Annotated in this window: 13 protein-coding genes; 7 read left to right on the top strand and 6 right to left on the bottom strand. The window is 59.8% G+C overall.

The genetic code is table 11. The annotated features are described in order from the left end of the window. The first annotated feature begins 202 nt into the window (after positions 1 to 202). Complete coding sequence (locus Mal15_RS20600; RefSeq protein WP_167546942.1) at positions 203 to 3907, top strand: serine/threonine protein kinase; 3705 nt, start codon at positions 203 to 205, stop codon at positions 3905 to 3907. 214 nt (positions 3908 to 4121) lie between these two features. On the opposite strand, the gene Mal15_RS20595 is transcribed toward Mal15_RS20600, so the two are convergent. Further along, positions 4122 to 4550 (bottom strand): TIGR03067 domain-containing protein, encoded by a 429-nt coding sequence (locus Mal15_RS20595; RefSeq protein WP_167546941.1) that lies wholly within the window; start codon positions 4548 to 4550, stop codon positions 4122 to 4124. Positions 4551 to 5114: 564 nt separating this feature from the next. Between Mal15_RS20595 and tatA the strand changes: the two genes are divergently transcribed. After that, on the top strand, positions 5115 to 5330 hold the full coding sequence (tatA, locus tag Mal15_RS20590) for a twin-arginine translocase TatA/TatE family subunit (RefSeq protein WP_147869485.1): 216 nt from the start codon (positions 5115 to 5117) through the stop codon (positions 5328 to 5330). A gap of 26 nt (positions 5331 to 5356) precedes the next feature. After that, positions 5357 to 5599 carry a Sec-independent protein translocase subunit TatA/TatB gene (locus tag Mal15_RS20585; RefSeq protein ID WP_233902922.1) on the top strand — a complete coding sequence of 81 codons (243 nt, stop codon included), beginning with the start codon at positions 5357 to 5359 and terminating at the stop codon, positions 5597 to 5599. A 266-nt stretch (positions 5600 to 5865) separates the two neighbouring features. Here Mal15_RS20585 and Mal15_RS20580 read toward each other — a convergent pair whose 3' ends face one another. Then, positions 5866 to 6795, bottom strand: coding sequence for a PAC2 family protein (locus Mal15_RS20580; RefSeq protein WP_167546940.1), 930 nt, complete (start codon positions 6793 to 6795; stop codon positions 5866 to 5868). Positions 6796 to 7000: 205 nt separating this feature from the next. Here Mal15_RS20580 and Mal15_RS20575 point away from each other — a divergent pair, with 205 nt between their 5' ends. The 4 genes from Mal15_RS20575 to Mal15_RS20560 all read left to right on the top strand — a co-directional run bounded on the left by Mal15_RS20575 (position 7001) and on the right by Mal15_RS20560 (position 14642). Next, positions 7001 to 7504: a CBS domain-containing protein gene (locus tag Mal15_RS20575; protein WP_233902921.1), complete on the top strand. Its 504-nt coding sequence runs from the start codon at positions 7001 to 7003 to the stop codon at positions 7502 to 7504. Between the two features lie 305 nt (positions 7505 to 7809). Further along, positions 7810 to 9330, top strand: a complete 1521-nt coding sequence (locus Mal15_RS20570; protein WP_167546939.1) for an RNA polymerase sigma factor RpoD/SigA — start codon at positions 7810 to 7812, stop codon at positions 9328 to 9330. Positions 9331 to 9981: 651 nt separating this feature from the next. Further along, positions 9982 to 13554, top strand: a complete 3573-nt coding sequence (gene nifJ, locus Mal15_RS20565; protein WP_147869480.1) for a pyruvate:ferredoxin (flavodoxin) oxidoreductase — start codon at positions 9982 to 9984, stop codon at positions 13552 to 13554. Between the two features lie 80 nt (positions 13555 to 13634). Next, positions 13635 to 14642: a dihydroorotate dehydrogenase-like protein gene (locus tag Mal15_RS20560; RefSeq protein WP_147869479.1), complete on the top strand. Its 1008-nt coding sequence runs from the start codon at positions 13635 to 13637 to the stop codon at positions 14640 to 14642. Between the two features lie 449 nt (positions 14643 to 15091). On the opposite strand, the gene Mal15_RS20555 is transcribed toward Mal15_RS20560, so the two are convergent. The 4 genes from Mal15_RS20555 to Mal15_RS20540 are packed head-to-tail and all read right to left on the bottom strand — an operon-like array spanning position 15092 to position 19095. After that, a complete protein-coding gene (locus Mal15_RS20555) occupies positions 15092 to 16348 on the bottom strand; it encodes a hypothetical protein (RefSeq protein ID WP_147869478.1) in 1257 nt (418 codons plus the stop codon). Continuing rightward, positions 16348 to 17433 (bottom strand): MlaD family protein, encoded by a 1086-nt coding sequence (locus tag Mal15_RS20550; protein WP_147869477.1) that lies wholly within the window; start codon positions 17431 to 17433, stop codon positions 16348 to 16350. Before Mal15_RS20550 ends, Mal15_RS20555 begins: the two co-directional genes overlap by 1 nt. After that, the gene (locus Mal15_RS20545) at positions 17430 to 18191 is read right to left on the bottom strand and encodes an ATP-binding cassette domain-containing protein (protein ID WP_147869476.1); all 762 of its coding nucleotides are present in this window, start codon (positions 18189 to 18191) and stop codon (positions 17430 to 17432) included. Before Mal15_RS20545 ends, Mal15_RS20550 begins: the two co-directional genes overlap by 4 nt. 4 nt (positions 18192 to 18195) lie before the next feature. After that, complete coding sequence (locus Mal15_RS20540; protein ID WP_147869475.1) at positions 18196 to 19095, bottom strand: ABC transporter permease; 900 nt, start codon at positions 19093 to 19095, stop codon at positions 18196 to 18198. Positions 19096 to 19523: the final 428 nt, after the last annotated feature.

Here is a 19523-nt window from a genome sequence, read left to right as displayed (position 1 = left end):
CGTCTTGCAGCCGTCTTGTCAACGACTCCCACTCGGTCGCCTCGGCTTGCGCGGCGGCGTGTTTCCCTCGAAGCGTCTGTTGGCGCCTGCGCAACGTCGATTGTTGAATCTTCGTTTCCAACCGCTCCGTTGTCAGGGTGTAGCGGCGGGTGAGGCTCGCCGGAAACCACACGCCTGACAGGAGTCCCCCTCGATGATCGCCATGAGACGTCACTGCTTGGAACCGGATGAATTGCGACAAGTGCTCCAAGGAGAGCTGTCCCAGGAGCAGTTTGATTCGGCGATTTTGCATCTGGATACGTGTGAGCCCTGTCGCACGGCGGTGGAGCAGATTGGTGGCGGCTTGCAGGCGATCGGCGAATCCGATTCCTGCCCCGACGATGCGCTGGCCGGCGTGCAGAACGAAACGGCCTGTCAGATCGCGCTTCAGGAACTCTTGCAGCACTCGGCCGCGTTGTTGCCCTCGGTCACTGCCCCGCCGCCGCCGTTCGAAATGCTCGGACCCTACCGGTTGCTGGAACTGATCGGCAGCGGCGGGATGGGGGCCGTTTACCTGGCCGAACACCAACGCCTCAAACGCCGCTGTGCGGTCAAGCTGTTGCCTCCCGAACGCGTGATGCAAGCCGGCTGGTTGGAACGCTTTGATCGCGAAATGACGACGATTGCATCGCTGGAACACCCTCAAATCGTCCGCGCAACCGATGCCGGGCATGAAGCCGGATGGCACTACCTGGTGATGGAATACCTCAACGGGTTGGACATCGGACGCATCGCCGGCCGGATGGGGCAGCTGGAGGTTGCTGATGCCTGCGAGATCATTCGTCAGGCCGCTTTGGGTCTGGCCCATATCCATGACAGCGGGTTGGTGCACCGCGACATCAAACCGTCCAACTTGATGCTGACCCAATCCGGCACGATCAAGCTGTTGGACCTGGGGCTGGTTCTCGATGGCGACGATCCGCTTGCCAAAGACGATCGATTGACCACCGTGGGACACGTGATGGGGACGATGCCGTACATGGCACCGGAGCAACTGGCCGACAGCCGTGACGTGCGCCCCCAGTCGGACATTTATTCACTCGGCGCGACCCTGTATCGATTGATCGCCGGGCATCCGCCGCACCGGTCCGAACGCGGCTTGGCGGCACAGGTGTTGGCGATCACCAGTCGAGACGCCCAACCGCTCGATGCGATCCGCGAAGACATCGATCGCGACGTCGTCAACTTGGTCGCCAAAATGTTGTCCCGCGATCCGGCGAAACGTCCGGCGTCGGCGAGTGAGATCGCGCGGCAATTGGAACCGCTGGCGAAGCCGAGCCGATTGAAACGTTTGCTGCGGGACGCGATCCGAAAACATTCCGCCGAGGATCTGCCACGCAGCACCATGCTGCCATCGCTGGGAAAAGCCGCCGGCTCGGATGATCGATCGAAAGTTAAACGGTGGTTGATGGGTGCCGCGTTGGCGTTTGTCCTCGTGGCTGCCGCCGTGGTGATCAAGATCCAGACCGACCGTGGCGAGTTGGTCATCCACTCCGAACACGACGGATTAACGGTGTTGGTCAAGCAAGGTGACGAGGTGGTCAATCGATTGACCGTCGCATCGGGCAAGGAAAACCGCACGACGCTACGCAAGGGGACGTACCAGGTGGAAATCATCGGCGGCGGCGATGCGCTGGTGCTCAGTGAAGACGTCGTCACGATCGGACGTGGGGGGCAGCAGTCGGTTGATGTCCTGCGACGTGACCCGCCGAAGGGTGACTTGCTGTCGATGGCGATGCCGGGCATCGGCGCGACATCGGGAGAGCAGAATCTCGCCAGTGAGGATCCGTCAACTTTGGGCGACGAATCCGCAACGCCAGGGGCTGCGGAGACCGCACCAGCGACACTGCCGGCAAGTAGAACGGGAGGAATGCCCGCCGAGATGGACCTGGCCAGTTTTGATGGAAAGCCGCCTTCCTATTGGTTGGAACAGATCCACACCGAAACTGAAATGGAACCGCTCGGCGAAGCGATTTACGCAACTGTCGGCGGGTTGCAGGACTTGGCGCGGCGGGGAATGGCGACGAGTCTCCTTCATGAAAGGGTGATCGAGACCTTGCTGGCGCGGGCGCGTGAGTTCGGCGGACTGGAACGCAGATTGCCGCCGCTGCCGGGAACGACGGATCAGACGATCACGCCGTCGCAGCACTTCATGTGGTGTTTGACGGAAGTCTTTGCCGAGCCCTCATTCGATGTTTGGTACGAAACCGCCGTCGGTGAATTGATCGAAGGCAACGTCCACAGCCGTGCCGCGGTGATCACCTGTTTGCACCGACACGTCACGCCAATGGGTGTTGCTCGGATGTACGGCGGCGGCATGGGAGGCTTCGGCGGCGGATACGATCCTGGCGGGGCGATGGGCGGCACGGTTTCCAAGTTCACGACCAGCAAGTTGGTCCGCTGTTGTCTCAGCCTGGCGACCGCCGATGCCTGGTCCGAATTGCCTGGCGATCAACGCAAGGCAGCCGCGTCGATGACACGTGAAGTGTTGATCGAGTTGCCTCGCAGTTTAGGAATGGGACTGTCCCAGGAGGCTTCGAAGGAATTGACCAACGTGATCCTCGCGATCCCGGAACGTGAACGCAGCGATTGGGAAAAGGCGTTCGTAACGGGTAAGAATACCCATTCAATCGACTTCGAAATGTCTGACAGCGAATATGAAGATCACGGCATGTCGAAGATGGATTTCGACAAATCCGAATCGGTCGCGTCGGTCCCAACGCCAAGCACGCTTTTCCAAGGCCGCGACTTGGCCAGTTGGATGGAGGCAATCGAGCGTGAACGCGATGTCGCATCGCTGGGGGAAGCCATGCGGGCCGTCGAAACACTCTCGCGTGAGGCGGATATCGAAACGCGGTTGGCCGCCGCGGAGCGCACGATGCTTCTGGCCCGGCGTCTTGGAGGAATCGTTGCTGGCGGTGATCACGATTCGAATCCGTCGCACCAATTCATGAGTCTGTTTCTGAACACCTTCACACGATATTTCCCCGATCCAGGCGTGACGGTCGTCCAACAGGAATTGTCCGATGGAAATGCCAACAGCCAGATGGCGGCGTTATGGGCATTGAACAATTATTTGAATCAACGCGGTGTCGACTGGTCGACGGTGGTGGCTGAGACCAATGCCAATGTCTGGCTGACCACGCAAGCCGCCAGTCCGCTCAACAAAAGTCGATTGGAGCAGTTTAAAACAAGGCTTCTCAAGTTAGCCGAGGCGCAGCCGGAGGACGGCGAGGAATTGAATCGTGACGTGATGGAGCACCGCCACGCGTTAGACCTGGCCAAGGACTCGGCACTCGTCCTGGCGGTGTCCTTGGGTGAATCGATCGCCGACAACGAGACGCTCAAACGTTACGTCATCGGGCAGGTCGAATCTACCAGAGCAACCATCAAACGCTCCGGTGATGCATTTGGGGCGTACGTACAAACGGCGCTGTCGGACCATCTGCTGGTCGCCGCGATCGAGGTGGCTGAACGCGACGATTCGTTCGGCACCCCGGAGTGCTGGGAGTTTCTCGTCAAGCAACTCGTGTTTCCGGCTGACCAATACCAACAGCTTCGCTTGGACTTGTCCTCGCAGCAACGCGTCGCATTTGAACGTTTCAAAGAGGTCGTTCCGGACGTGTTGCTAAGCGAAATCCATCGGTCTCTGCAGCAAACCGAAGGCTGGCTCGTGCAATCGGATTGGTTCGCGTTGGCGATCCCCTATTTTGCGGAACGGTTTGAATCGACGAAAGAAGCGTCCGAGACGATCGCCGCATTTGAAAAGGCGCTCACCGAGCAATCCATCAAGCTGCCGGAGAATCTGCGAAACGTGATCAACCGGGCAAAGGAGACGATTCAATTTCGCCAGGTTGTCACGGAATAGTGGCTCGTCGTACGACGACCTTTCCAGCTTGTCGCTGTGAGTCGTAGAGACGACGGCCCGGAAAAGCGATCAGCTTAGGTTGGTCTAGAACCGTTGGTGTCTAGCCTTTAGGCGACTCTCCGTCGCTGCTTCGCAGCGACAGGCGACAGCCCGGAAGAGCCATCGTATCCAGAGCAGCGACCGTGGGCGGCTAAAGCCTGGACACCAGCGCGACCTACTTTGCTTTCTTGAACACGATCGTCCGGGCTTTTTCGTCGTCGAATCCCGAGGGGCCTTCGGGGGCGCCCGGGGCGGTCGCACAGACGGTCCATCTGTCGGCGTCCAGCGTGTAGATGCCTTCGACGGTTTGCTTTTTGAACTCGTCGATGGGGCAATCGTTGATCAGCACCGAGATCCGTTTGGGCTTGGCTTCTTCGTCGATGTCAAAGGTGCCTTCATACCACTCGCGGCCGTCAGGCCCGTCGAACCGGATTTTCTTGCCCGCGACGGTCAGCGTCGCCTTTTTCTTACCGCTGTCGGTTTCCACTTCGGCCGTCCAGTCCCCCTGCAATCGCTCCATGTCCGACTCGGCGGCGCAGGCAGGGGAAGTCAAGATCAACGTCGCGACCAAACACAGTCCAAGTACAGCAGAAACAAAACGCATTGGAGGCACCTTGAGCGAACAATTTTCGGGATCCGTTAGGTGACAGCGTAGCAACAACCGGAGGGGCATGGGGGGCGGCAAGGACAGATGATCGTTCCTGTTCGCCTTCGTCCCCCTCATCATTCTGCCCCCCCTCTCCGAATTCCAGCCGACATGACAGAACACCGTCGCCGGGCGGAGAGGTAGGAAGATTTTGGAGGTAGGAAGATTGTCTCATCGGAGACTTGGAGGATTACACCATTTTCTTACCCCCAAAATCTTCTTACCTGATTTGCCCTCGTTGCGAGGCGGAGCCCGGGAACGAGGCATGAAAACGCACCTCACCCCCCACGCCCCATCAGGGCTTTGACTCTCGGCCGGGATCTAATAAAATGCTGCGGTGGAGATTCGCCCCCGTGAATCCCACGCCCGCCCCCGACACGACGGTCCTGGAGGTGGTTGATGGCCCCGGAATCCCCCGCCGAGCACCCTCGGTGATCCGGACAAGCGCAACCGACCGACCCGCTTTCGCCGCACTTGTGCGTGAGGGTTTTTTGATTCTCAAGCCTCTTTTGGAGCGAAACGATGTCTGTATGTGCATTTGCAAGCGGCCTGTTGGCGATCGGATTTCCGGGCATGCCGGAAATGTTGATCGTGCTGTTTCTGGCCCTGTTGCTGTTCGGCGGTGCCAAATTGCCTAGCTTGATGCGGAACCTGGGCAAGAGTGCCAACGAGTTCAAACGCGGCATGAATGAGTCGGCCGACGATGATGAACTGTCCGACAAGAAATCGGACGAATAGTCATGTTCGGGCTCAGTCCCTTTGAAATGATGGTGATCGGCGTGATCGCGGTCGTCCTGTTCGGCGGCAATCTGCCCGACGTGGCGCGCAAAGCCGGCACGATCTACCGTGAATTCCGCAGCCGTCTGAACGAGGTCCAGCGCGAATTCCGCGCCGCCGAGTACGAGGCGACCAAGGCGCTCAACCCCTACGAACCGTCGAAGGCGGAAAGCGAGGAGGATGACGAACCGTCCGAGCCGGCAGCGCCAAAATTCACGCCGCCATCCTGAGGCCATGCCAGCGGGAAGCGTAACGGCCCGTTGATTTAATCAGCCGTTTGGCGCGAGCCTACGGGCGCCAGTGCGTTTTCTTGGGATAGGAAGCCCGTACGCTCGCGCGAAACGGCTGATCCCGCGTGTGATCGGACTAAATCAACGGGCCGGTAAGCGAGCGGCCCCGAGTTGACGGCCTGCTGTCAGGTACCGTCCGTGGGTGACCACGCCGGTCGCTGACGCGTCCCGCTGGCAATCAATCCCTCTGTCGCGACTTGCGCCCGCTATTCCGATCGCTTGAACAGATCCAGGAACCGATCTTCGAATTCCTCGAACACTCCCAGGCGATCGAGTTCATTCTTCAGTTCGTAGGCTTTCGAGCGATCCTCGGCGGCTTGGGCAAACATCTGCTCGATCTTTTCCCGATCGGCGTCTGCAAGCTCCTGTTCGGAATCCTCTTCCGGCTCGAATTCTTCCGACGCTCCGGACTGCTTGTCGGCCATTTTCTGTTTGAACTTGGCGAGTAATTCTCCCAGCTGTTTTTCGATCGCGACGGACTGTTCTTTTAGCTCCGTCAAATCGATCGAGATTTCTGCCATCTCGGCAAACACCTCCAACACCGCCAGAGAGGCTTTGGGGAACGGCAATTGGGCGAACACGTGTGGCATTTCGCCCAGCAGACAAACCCCCTCCATGCCCTTGTCGGCCGCGGCGGCCAGCAGCACCCCGTTCAGGCCAGCGATGTGGCCTTCGTCTAAGTAGCGGACCTCGGGGCGATCGAGTTCCTGCAAGGTCGCCTTGTCCGTGGCGGCCCCGAACAGACGTGAATCATGTTCAGGCAGCATTTCGGTCGCCATCGCCGCGAACGTAAAGATCCGCTCGACGCCCTGATCGCGGGCGAAATCAATCAGCTTTTCACAGAATTCGAACTTGCCTTGCGGCGGCTGAGCTTCGCCGATGAAGACGATGATGTCGCGTTTGCCTTCCGGGGCCTTCCAGATGAAGAAACGACTGCGCGGCCGCTGTGTCTTTTGCACGATGCCCGATCGGATGATCGCATAGTCAACGTCAAACAGCCCGTTGGAGGTGAATTCGCCCAAGTACTGCATCCCCAATTTCGCCATCAGGTAATACCCGGCGCTGATCGCGACGTGTCCCATCCCCGGCCACACGGCGACCATCCAGGGACGTTTCGGTTTGTGTTCTTCGCTCATGAAAACGGATTCACGGGGAGACGGGAACGGCGGCATTGAGACGCGCCGGATGCCAAATTGGCGCTTGTCAATTTTATCCGCAAACAGCGCGCCAACGGGGATTGGCACACCAATTGCCACATCCAAAGTACTTATGTCCCGCCGTGTTTTGGGCTGCGAGCGCCGTGAACTCCTCCCAACCGACTCTTCAACCGAGAGAGCTACGATGCATACCGAAACGACTCCGACGGCCCGCGAAATCATGAACACGCATGTCCTTTGCGTCGAACCCGAGATGTTGCTCGGTGACATCGTGTCGTTCATGCTCAAACACAAGATTTCCAACGTGCCGGTGGTCCGACACGACATCAACGTGAAGCACTTGTTGGGCTTCATTTCCGAAGGCGATTGCTTGGAATTCTTGGCCAACGAGATGTTTTACGGCAATCCGAGTCCCACCCAGACGGCGACGACGATCATGAAGAAACACCCGACTTGCGTCGGCCCCGGCACCGACGTGTTCGCGTTGACGTCGATTTTCATGAGTCACCAATTTCGTCATCTGCCCGTGATCGACCAAGATCAAAACCTGTTGGGCATCATCAGCCGCCGCGATATCCTGCGCGCCCTCGATGAATTCTATCGCATGTGGAATCGCGCCAGCGATCGCGAGCGGTTCCCCGTCGACGTCCACAAGATCATGAATCACCGCTTCATCGTGACCGGTTGATCGCGTGATTTCCGCACAGGTGTGATACGCGCGTGTCGCCGCGGCACAGGATTCGTCCCGTGGACGACAGCCCGGAAGGGGCGATCGGACGTGCGAAAACAATGGTTCTTGGCTGGACGGTCCCAATCGCCGCCTCGGGGACGTTGCACAGCAGGGGCCGCGGACTTGCCCGCCGCCGCGCCGGCGCTAGGATACCCCTGACCACATGCCGGATTGTTGCGCTTGTGGTTCTCCTCCGGTTCGTTGCGGCAAGACGCAGGTTTTGCTGTAAATCCCGCCCACCGTTACCAATCGGTACTCGCACGATGTCTTCCGACAACGGTCGTGCAACGCTGGATGCGTTTTCTCAAACGCCTTCTGATTCGTTTGCCGACCGGAAACTCACCACCGTTTTTCGCCCTGATTCGTCCTCGCGCCCTGCGGCCGCGAATCGCCGGGGGAATCGCGCGCCGAGCCAGCCAGACGCGGCGGGAAAGGGGGTGGATTGGGCCCAGTCGGCGGAGGATCCCGTGCAACTGTATCTGCTGCGGATTCAACGCGCCGGCTTATTGACCAGGGAGCAAGAGACATTGCTGGCGCGCAAGATCGACCTGCATCGCAAGCGTTTTCGCGTCAGTCTGCTGGCGGCCGATTTCGTTCTGCGCGATGCGGTCGGGTTGCTCACCCGGGTCCATGCGGGCGAGCTGCGGTTCGACCGGTACGTTCAGGTCGCTGTGAGCGACCAGCTGGAAAAAGACCAGATCTTAGGCCGCATGCCGCATAATCTGCGCACCTTGGAAGCCTTGGTTCGGCAAAACCACGACGATTACCAGCGGGTGATCGCGACGACCAACCGCCGCCGTCGTGACGCGCTGTGGAACAAGATTCTTCATCGCCGTCGCCGGGCGATCCGATTGGTCGAAGAATTGGGGCTGCGGATCGAGTTTTTGAGTCGACAGACCGAAAAACTGTTCGCCATCGATCGCCGCGTGCAGCAATTGGCCGATCGAGACGATCCTGCTGCGAAGGCGGAATTGGCCGAGATCCTGGCAAGTGTCCAACAGACGCCCGAAGCTTTCTCACGGCAAATCACTCGGATTCGAAACGCACACGCCCAGTTCAATACGGCCAAAAACGAGCTGTGCGAATCGAACCTGCGGCTGGTCGTGTCGATCGCCAAAAAGTATCGCAATCGCGGCCTGGCATTTTTGGATTTGATCCAGGAAGGCAACGCGGGATTGATCCGGGCGGTCGAGAAATTCGAACACCAGCGCGGATTCAAATTCTGTACCTACGCGACATGGTGGATTCGTCAGGCGATCACACGTGCGATTTGCGACCAAGGCCGAACGATTCGGGTGCCGGCCCACGTGAATCCAGAAATCACTCGGATCAAACGTATCGACAACGACTTGCGTCACGAACTCGGACGTGCCCCCTCGGACGAAGAGATTGCCTCGGCCGCCGAGACCTCGTCCGAGCAGGCGGAGGTCATTTTGCGAGCCGGTCAGAGTCTGGCCAGCTTGCAGCAACCGGTCGGGGCCGATGAGAACGGCGAACTGGGGGATTTGATCGAAGCAAGCCACAGTGAGCGGCCCGAGCGGAACACCGATCTGCGGATGTTGAATCAACGCTTGCATCGGATCCTGGAGGAGCGACTCAGTTGGCGCGAACGCGAGATCCTGAAGATGCGGTTCGGCCTGGGCGATGGCCACGAATACACGCTCACCGAAGTCTCCCAGGTGTTTCGTGTCTCGCGGGAACGCGTCCGACAAATCGAAAACCGGGCGCTCAAGAAACTCGCCGAAGGTGGTTCCAACGCCCAACTGATCGGTTTCGTCGACTGACGCAGGCCGAGCGGGTTAGGAATCCAGCGTGCCAATCCGGTTGTGACCAGGCTGGACGGCAACCCCGACGGGAGTTGGTGCATTTGGGGCGAGGCTACGGGGGAAGTCGAAAAAGCCCACGGATGGCAGCGCGAACCCACGGATCCCCAACCACATCACATCCGTGGGTTCACGCTGCTATCCGTGGGAATAAACCGTCCTTGTTGCCTCGTGATGCCGAGGACGTGACGTTTGGCGCCTCGCATTGTTGCACTGCTCGTCGGAACATCGATTGGCACCCGACAACAACGTAGCTACGCTCGCCAGAGCGTGGAAAACCCGGCGAGCCCACCTCGGGGCGAAGGTCGCTCCATCCGACCACCCCAACAACCGAGACCGCTCCGCCACCTCTCTTCGCGCGGTCGTCCCTCCGCCGGCCCTCCCACAGCTTCGCTCGCGCCCCCTGGGCACACCGGAGCCTCCGGTGTGTCACCAAGGCCCACTCGATCGAACGCCCTTGCGTCTCGCCGATGCGTGCAACCCCACCATTGTTCGGCCCGAAGGAATGATCGGGCCCGTCACAAGTGTGCCCAGTCGCGCGCCTTGGTCGCGGCCCGGCATTTGCTCCTTCGCCCGGTATCAATTTTTGCAGCTTTAGCAGGAGCTTTCCAAGTGCAAGACAAGTTTGCCACCCTGGACGGTAATGAAGCGGTTGCCAGAGTCGCGTACGCGACCAACGAAGTCATCGCCATTTATCCCATCACGCCGGCGACACCGATGGGAGAATTCGCCGACGGCTGGTCGGCGGCCGGCATTCCCAACGCCTGGGCGACGGTTCCACAGGTTGTCGAAATGCAAAGTGAGGGTGGCGCCGCCGGCGCCCTGCACGGTTCGCTTCAAGCCGGTGCGTTGACGACGACCTTCACGGCCTCGCAAGGTCTGTTGTTGATGCTGCCGAACATGTTCAAGATCGCCGGTGAATTGACGCCCGCAGTGATCCACGTTTCGGCCCGAAGTCTTGCCACCCACGCCCTGTCCATCTTCGGTGATCACAGCGACGTGATGGCCGCCCGCACGACCGGGTTCGGAATGTTGGCTTCGTCATCGGTCCAAGAGGCACATGACCTTGCGTTGATCGCCCAGGCGTCCACGTTGCGCGCCCGTGTCCCGCTGCTGCACTTCTTCGACGGCTTTCGAACTTCGCACGAGATCAACAAGATCCGCTTGATCGATCCGGCCACGATCGAGGCGATGATCGACACCGACCTGGTCAAACAGCACCGTTACCGCAGCCTGGATCCCGATCGGCCGGTGCTGCGGGGAACGGCGCAAAATCCCGACGTCTTCTTCCAGGCTCGCGAAGCCGTCAATCCGTTCTACGACGCCGTGCCGGAGATCGTGCAAAGTGAAATGGATCGCTTTGCCCAGCTGACCGGGCGAAGCTACCAGTTGTTTGACTTCGTCGGTGCTGCCGACGCCGAGCGGGTCCTGGTGATGATGGGGTCGGGATGTGGTGCGGCCGAAGAGGCGGTGCAGACACTCAATCGCGACGGCGGCCGAGTCGGATTGTTGAAGGTTCGTCTGTTTCGGCCGCTGGACGTGGATCGTTTGATCGATGCCCTGCCCAAGTCCGTGCAGCGGATCGCGGTGCTCGATCGGACCAAGGAACCCGGCGCGATCGGTGAACCGCTTTACCAGGATGTCGTCACGGCGTTCACCCAGGCGTCGTGGAGTCGATCGTTATCGATCCCACGTGTGATCGGTGGGCGCTATGGCCTTTCCAGCAAAGAGTTCACTCCTGCGATGGCCATGGCGGTCTTTTGTGAATTGACCGTTGATGCGCCCAAGCAGCACTTCACAATCGGCATCCATGACGATGTCTCGCTGCTCAGTCTGCCTTGGGACGAGTCGGAGTACAAGGAACCCTCTCACGTCACCCGCGCCGTGTTCTATGGACTCGGTAGCGATGGGACGGTTGGGGCGAACAAGAACACGGTCAAGATTCTCGGGGAGAACACGCCGCTGCACACGCAAGGCTACTTCGTCTACGACTCCAAAAAGGCCGGCGCCGTCACGGTGTCTCACCTGCGATTCAGTCCCGAACCGATCGAGTCGACGTATCTGATTCGCCAAGCCAACTTCGTCGCCTGTCACCAATTCAATTTTTTGCGGCAACGCGACGTGCTGGAAGTCGCGGCGCGCGGGGCGACGTTTCTGCTGAACAGTCCCTACGCAGCCGACGCCGTCTGGGACCATCTTCCGCAAGAAATCCAGCGGCACGTCATCGACAAGAAACTGAAGTTCTACGTCGTTGATGCGGCCACGATCGCCCGGGAAAACAATCTCGGCGGTCGGATCAACACCGTCATGCAAACGTGTTTCTTCGCCCTCTCGAGTGTCCTGCCGATGGACCAGGCGATGGAGCACATGCAGGATGCGGTCCGCAAGACGTATGGCAAACGCGGACCGACGATCGTCGAGCGAAACTTGGCGGCCATCGCCGCGTCGACCGAATCGATCCAGCGCGTCGCGGTGCCCGATCAGGCGTCCAGCACCCTGCACCTGTCGTTGCCGGTCCCCGCCGATTCACCCGACTTCGTCAAACGTATCACCGGCATGATGATCGCCGGTAAAGGCGACCTGTTGCCGGTCAGCGCCCTGCCGGTTGATGGGACGTTCCCGACCGGCACGGCACAGTACGAAAAACGAAACATCGCTGACCAAATTCCGATCTGGGATGCCGACCTGTGCATCGAATGTGGATTGTGCGCCTTGGTTTGTCCGCACGCCGCGATCCGCACCAAGCGATTTGACGATGCCTTAATCGCATCAGCCCCCGAATCGTTTCCCGTCCGGATTTCCAAGGGCGCCGATGGACTGGCGGCGCTGACCGTTCAAGTCGCCCCGGAGGACTGCACGGGATGCGGCGTCTGTGTTGACGTCTGTCCGGCCAAGAGCAAGGAGGTCGTCAAGCACAAGGCGATCGACATGCTGCCCAAGAGTGAACACCTCCAGCGCGAACGCGAGCGATTCAACTTCTTCAGCCAGATCCCCGACCCGGACCGCACCAAACTGGATACCACCAAGGTCAAAGAAGCCCAATTGATGCTTCCGTTGTTCGAGTATTCCGGCGCTTGTGCCGGTTGCGGTGAAACCCCGTACCTGAAGTTGCTTTCGCAGTTGTTCGGTGACCGAATGTTGGTCGCCAATGCGACGGGATGTTCGTCCATTTACGGTGGAAACCTGCCCACCACGCCTTGGTCGACCAATGCCCATGGCCGTGGGCCCGCGTGGTCGAATTCGCTGTTCGAGGACAACGCCGAATTCGGATTCGGCATGCGGTTGGCGCTGGACGGGAAACGCGATCGCGCTCGAGCGTTGGTCAAACAATTGGGCGGCGCGATCGGCGATGCGCTGGCGACCGCGATCCTGGACAGCGGCCAACACGGCGAAGCGGAGATCCAGGCCCAGCGGGAACGAGTCGAGCAGCTGAAACAGCGATTGGCCGCGATCGATTCCAAGCCGGCATCGGAACTGAGTGCGATCGCCGACGCCTTAGTCAATCGCAGCTTGTGGATCGTCGGCGGTGACGGCTGGGCCTACGACATCGGCTATGGAGGCCTGGACCATGTGCTCGCCTCGCAGCGCAACGTCAACATCATCGTGCTCGATACCGGTGTCTACTCCAACACCGGCGGGCAAGCGTCCAAAGCCACACCGCGGGCCGCGACGGCCAAGTTCGCCGCCGATGGACGCAACGTCCACCGCAAGGATCTGGGGGCGATGGCCGTCGCGTACGGAAGCGTCTACGTCGCCCAAGTCGCGATCGGAGCCAACCCCGCGCAAACCCTGCGAGCGTTCCACGAAGCCGAATCGTACAACGGACCGTCGCTGTTGTTGGCCTACAGCCACTGCATCGCTCACGGTATCGACATGTCGACCGCGATGACTCACCAACGCGACTTGGTCCGCAGCGGGTTCTGGCCGCTGTATCGCTACGATCCCCGCGACGCCCACGCCGGCGAACATCCCTTCCATTTGGACAGTCGCAAACCGGCCAAACCCTTCAAGGAGGTCGCGATGAAGGAAGCCCGTTTCGCCATGTTGGCACGCTCCAATCCTGATCGGGCGCGTGAATTGATGGAACTCGCCCAGAAAGACATCGACGACACCTGGCACTACTACCAACAACTGGCCGGTGTCGAACGTGATAATCCCGACCTGCAACCAATTGAAGTGGGATAGGCTTCCAGCTTGTCCATACCGGAATGACAAGTTTGGAAGACTTTTCACCGAAGAACGCCACGACTCACAGACGCCTTTCCATGACCAATATCGACCTCTCAACCAACTACTTGGGACTTGAACTCAAGACCCCCTTGATCGCCTCGGCCAGTCCACTGACCGGCAGCCTCGAATCGCTGTTGCATTTGGAACGCGCCGGTGCGTCGGCCGTCGTGTTGCCGTCGCTGTTCGAGGAACAAATCGAACACGAACGGGAGCAATTCGAACAACTGGGCGACTATCAAACCGATGCGATGGCCGAAGCGTCGGGGTTCTTTCCCACCTTGGATCGCTACAACACCGGACCGGAAGACTACCTGCAACTGATCCGCGATGCCAAAGAGTGTCTCGGTATCCCGGTGATCGCCAGCTTGAACGGTTTCAGCAGCGGTGGTTGGAAATACTACGGCGAACTGATGGAACAGGCCGGAGCCGATGCGTTGGAATTGAACATCTATCTGGTCCCCACCGACACCAGTGTCTCCGCCTCGGACGTCGAACGCCACTATCGCGATCTGGTCAAAGCCGTCCGAGAGCAATTGCGAATCCCGTTGGCTGTCAAAATCGGACCGTACTTCTCCTCACCGGCGACCTTCGGAACCGACCTGATCGAATCGGGGGCGTCGGGATTGGTGTTATTCAACCGATTCTTGTCGCCGGAGATCGATCTGGAAACGCTCGAGTTCGTGCCCGCGCTGCAACTCAGCCAGCCCGAAGAACTCCGGCTGGCCCTGCGCTGGATCGCGATCTTGCGGGACCGCATCGAAGCGTCCATCGCCGCGACCGGAGGCGTCCATTCAGGATTGGATGTTGCCAAAGCGTTGCTGGTCGGCGCCGATGCCGTGATGATGGCCTCTACGCTGCTCAAACACGGGATCGATCGTCTGGAAGCGGTTCGCGACGAGTTGATCCAATGGATGGACGAAAACGGATACTACTCCGTCGAACAACTCAAGGGCAGCATGAGCATGAACAACTGCTCCAATCCCGAAGGACTCAAACGCGCCAACTACATGAAGGCCCTGACCTCCTACACGACCCCAACCTAACACGAGCGTGCCGCGGAAAAGAAACAGGTACGAATGGCAAGGGCTTAGTGAGCCGACGGCGCTAGCCGCGGGCCCTGATACGCCTTTTAACACGGCGGTAAGGCTCGAGGCTAGCGCCTACGGCTCAGAGTATTGGCTTAAGCCCGTGCCCTTCAGGGCAGGTACGAATGGCGCGGGATAAGTGTTGGTGTCTAGCCTTTAGGCGATTCCCTGTCGCTGCTTCTCTCGTTCCCGGGCTCCGCCTGAGAACGGAAATTCCTGGAGGCTCCGCCTTGCGTTGCACGCGGACGGTGTGGCGGAAGCCACAGCGGAAACGCGTTCCATGACGGAGCCTTGGAACGAGGTAAAGAATCGAAACCCGCTCGTCGGCTCTCTCTTGCCTCAAGCGTGCTTTCTCGCACGCACGCACGCACGCACGCACGGATGTGCTTCTCAGGCCCGATGGCGCGTCAGTCGACCAGCTCGTCGGGGCCGCTCGCTTCGATCAAATCACCGAACTCCAGCGGAGCGTCACTGGGTACTTGCGCGGGCGATTCCAAACTCAAACTGGGAACCGAGTGTGCGGCAGCAGCGCGGCCTTCCACGGTCTCGTCCTCTGCCGCCGGAGTGCCGGTTGCTGGGGATCGCTGCGTCTTTTTACCCAACATCTCACGGATGATTTTTGCCGTCAAACTGAGTCGAATCTCGACCGCTTCGCTACCACACCTCGCGGCCAGGTCGCCTGCATGACGCACCCGTTGCCACGCTTGTTCGGTCTGTCCGCGGGCCAACCGAATCCTTGCCGAACGGATGATCCGATCGACCGCCAGATCCAGTCGTTCGGCCGATCCATACGAATGTGCTGCGGCATCCAAGACGTCGGGAATCTCGCGGTAATGTCCGATGCAACGCAGCAGTTTGACTTCGCGGTCCCGGTGCGCCCCGGCTTGCAGAAAGTTGGCTTTCAAGTCGTGGATCAATGCGGCGACGTCGTGGCGATCGGCATGCAGGGAAAGGTCACAGGAGTCGATCGACAGTTGGCAGGCACGCGTCAGGTGTGCTTTCGCTTCGCCTAGAACCAGTTGATTGGCGGCCAGTCGTGCACGCGCCAATTCGATCCGCGCTTCGTAGCCGCTGCGACAGCGGTCGTCTTCCTGTTTGGCTTGCACTTTATCGCCGATCACCGGCAGTCGCACGACACAGCAATCTTCACAGGGGGCATCGGCACAGTTGCCCGATGGTCCACACAGACAGCACGTGTCGACGATCTCACAGGGGGGGCTGGTCGACGCGGCGTAGCGGACATAACGATCCGCAGCCTCGAATCGAGCCTGGGCGATCGCGATCTCAGCGGACAACAACCAGGTGTTCCCGGTCGACGCACCGGCACGGCATAGTTCGACCCGTGAATCGACCAGCCAGTCGGACGCTTCCAAGTAGTCGCCGCGGCTGGTCAGACAGGCGGCCAGATTATACGCCACCGTGCCTGATTCATAGGGATCATCGATCGCCCAAGCACGCAGCAGCGCCTTGCGGTATTTGGATTCCGCTTCGTCCAGGTCGCCTTCATGGAACGCTTCGCGGCCGTCTTTGACATAACGGTGCAGCGTCGCATCCTTTTCGACGATCTCCTGTGGACCGCCGGCGCAACCTGTGACCAGCGCTGCTGCCACCAGCCAGCCCAGCATCATGCAACGATAGGTCGATCTTTTCGTCTTGCCAGCCATCAGCGAACGCCTCCACCGCGAACCGCCGACGGAGACAATTGTTGGGTCGGTGACTTGCGCTCGCGATAGCGTCTCAGCAGCCAGTGGTCTTGGATGTCGCCGACCAACTCTTGCGTGTCCTCGACGGTATCGTTGACGCGTTGGGTGGTTCCCGGCAATTCTTCGGCTTCGCCGCGGACGATGGTGACGATCTCGCGCGTCTCGTTTGTCAGTCGCTGAATCAACCGCGCGGTTTCGCGCAGCGTTGCGAGTGTTGTGGCAACATCTGCGTTTGCCTTGTCACTTTTGGCGTCGATGTTGGCCGCCAGGGTTTCGACACTTTCGGCCGCGTCGGTCGCCGCGGTGGCGGAGTCCTGGATTCGCTGGATGGTGGTTCGGATGTCGCCGTCGACCAATTGATCGACGCGTCTTGCCAGGCGAGTCAATTCGGATTCCAGGTTTTCGGTCGTCTCACGAAGCTGGGCCAACGTTTGGACGGCTTCCGGGCGGATGGCGTCGCTGGTCAGCCTCAGTGATTCGAAGGTCTCCTCGGTCGTGCGGAAGGCCGGGTCGATGCTTTCGCCGAGCGATTTTTGTAGTTGCCTGGCGGCGTTGTCGATCGAGTTTCCGGCCGCCTCGATTTCGCCCGCCATCCGGTCGACTTGGTCGTCCTGTTCCTGAATTCGCGTGATCGTTTGGCCCGGCAATAGTCGTTTCGGCGGATCCGTTTGGCCTTCGGGGCGATTGCGACGAATTCGCACCACCGCGGGGCCGACGCCATACTTGCGGTCCAACGTCACTTCGCTCTCGGTGGTGATCTGATCGCTTTGTTTTGAATTGATCGCCAACGTCACGCGGACCAAGTCGTCATCGACGACGTAGTCCAACGCGTCGACTTGGCCGACCGTTTCGCCCAAGATGATCACCTCGGTTCCGGTCCGCAATTGAGCCGCCATGTCTTCGGGGACATGGATGTAAAACAGATCCTTTTTCACCGCCAAACCGCTGGTGAAGCGGACCGAGATGACGATCGAGAGGATAAAGACGACGATCAAAAAGACACCGACAATCTGATTGACGTAACGCAAGCGATAGGGTTCATTCATGGCCGACGCCTCCCGTGGGTGTCTATCGCCCCGTCGACGATTCGCCAGTGATTGACCGGTTTGCGAAACTTCAGCTGGTACTCGTCGCGGTCGCCTGCGAAGAACAAGATCGCCGTCCCGGCATCACGCAGATCGTCCATCGCGGAAACGAACCTGTCGTACAACGATTCCGGCAGGAAGCGCAGGGGGCGTTCCAGGATCAACAGTCGCGGACCGTTGGCGACCGCGCGGACCAATTGACAAAGTTGCAGCACCGACGGCTCGACGACGTTGGGACGTTTTTTGAGGGCCCATTTGACCTTGGCACGCTGATGTCCCGTCAGACGCCGGATCCAGTGAGCCACCTTTTTCTTCGCGGCGGTTTCCGCGATGCCGTGATGTCGCATCGGCAATTGGATGTTGTCACGCAGCGTCAGACTTTGGACCCATGCCGATCCGGCAAACACCCGTCCGATTTCGCTCCGCATTTGAAAGTGTCGCGGATAATCCGTCCCCAACCAATCTTGGCGGTCGTACAGCACCTCGCCGGCATCCGGTGGGTTCAATCCCAGCATCATCGAAACCAAGTCGCGGGGGTTGTGATGCCGCTCAAGTTCTACTTCAACCAACTCGCCCGACCGGAGGGCTCCCGTGAACCGCTTCATTTGAATCGACGTTTCACCGGTTCCTTTGAAATTCACATCGTGGAACTCCAGGATCGGTGCAGCCAACTCCCATTGCGGGGCCGGTGGTTCGGTCGTGATTGCGTCGCCGGTCACGGGCTTATCCGAATTGGAAAACGAGGATCTTGTTATAGAACAGGATCGACAGGATTGCAGAAACCGCAAACACGGCGGTCAGCGCCCGGATCCCTGCGCGGCTGGCGATCCGTGGCACATCCGTCATTGAACCGCGGGCGTTGACACCTTCCAAACAGCAAATCGCACCGGCAAAGCCGCCCGCGATCATGGTTTTGGACAAGAAGAACGTCAGATCGCTCAGTTCAAAGTTGCTGGCGATTTCACCATAAAAGTCGTTCCAGCTGGTGTGAATCGCATCCATCATGAACCCCACCGCATAACCGGTCACGACCATCGTCACTGCCGTGATGATCGCCAGGCAAAAGACGCTGATCATGACTGCCAAGACGCGCGGCATCACCAAAAACGTCATCGGGTCGATCCCCATCGAATCGATCACTTCGACCTCGCCGCTGGCCCGCATCGTCGCCAATTCGGTGCTGATCGCGATTCCGCTGCGCCCGATCACCACCAGACATGACAGCAGCGGAGCGATTTCGCGAACGATCGAGCGCCAAAGGATCGGTGCGACGATTTCAGTCGTCGCGCCCGCGGCATCGGTCCACATCGCCGCTTGCACGATCAGCAACACGCCCACGGCCCCTCCGAATCGAAGCGCCGCGGGGATGGCGTCGACCGCGGTGAACAGCACCTGTTTGGAAAACATATTGCGGACCGGATACGTCCACGATCCCGGATGGACAGCCAAGGCCAAGGACGCCCACAAGACCGAGGCGATTGCCGACAGTCGGCCGAAGCGGTCGAAGAACAATTCACCCAGGTTTCCCGTCCAATACCAGACCCAACCGGTGACGCGAGCCACGGCCAAGCGAACGAGATCGAAGGAGCGGATGGAAACGCGAAACACGGTCGGTGCTGACAAGGCCTTTGATCGGACGAAGTGGATTCACTGTCACAATCGGCCGAACCGCACCTCGGCTCCCGCATCGAACCGTTCTAGCACGCACAATCCCACCCCCACACCGCCGATCAACCGGCGCAACCGTCACAGTCCCACCAACCCAAACAGAGCAGCACCGCTGTCCCATCCCCCCAAGTGTAGAACCGCTGTCTCAGCTGTTCCCCCCTGCCCGCGAAGCGGGCACCCCGGAGCGCAACCCAGCCGCCCGCGGCCGAGGGAGAACAATTGGGGACAATGGTTCTACAAAACCCCTCTCCAATTGGTGCCACCCATCAAATACCGCCTCCGAGTGTAGAACCGCTGTCTCAGCTGTTCCCCCTGCCCGCGAAGCGGCCACCCCGGAGCGTAACCCAGCCGCACGCGGCTGAGGGGGAACAATTGGGGACAAT

The sequence above is a fragment of the Stieleria maiorica genome (genome assembly GCF_008035925.1).
Lineage (GTDB): Bacteria > Planctomycetota > Planctomycetia > Pirellulales > Pirellulaceae > Stieleria > Stieleria maiorica.
Note: the sequence above shows the minus strand (reverse complement) of the source record. Positions and strands in the feature narration are given on the sequence as shown.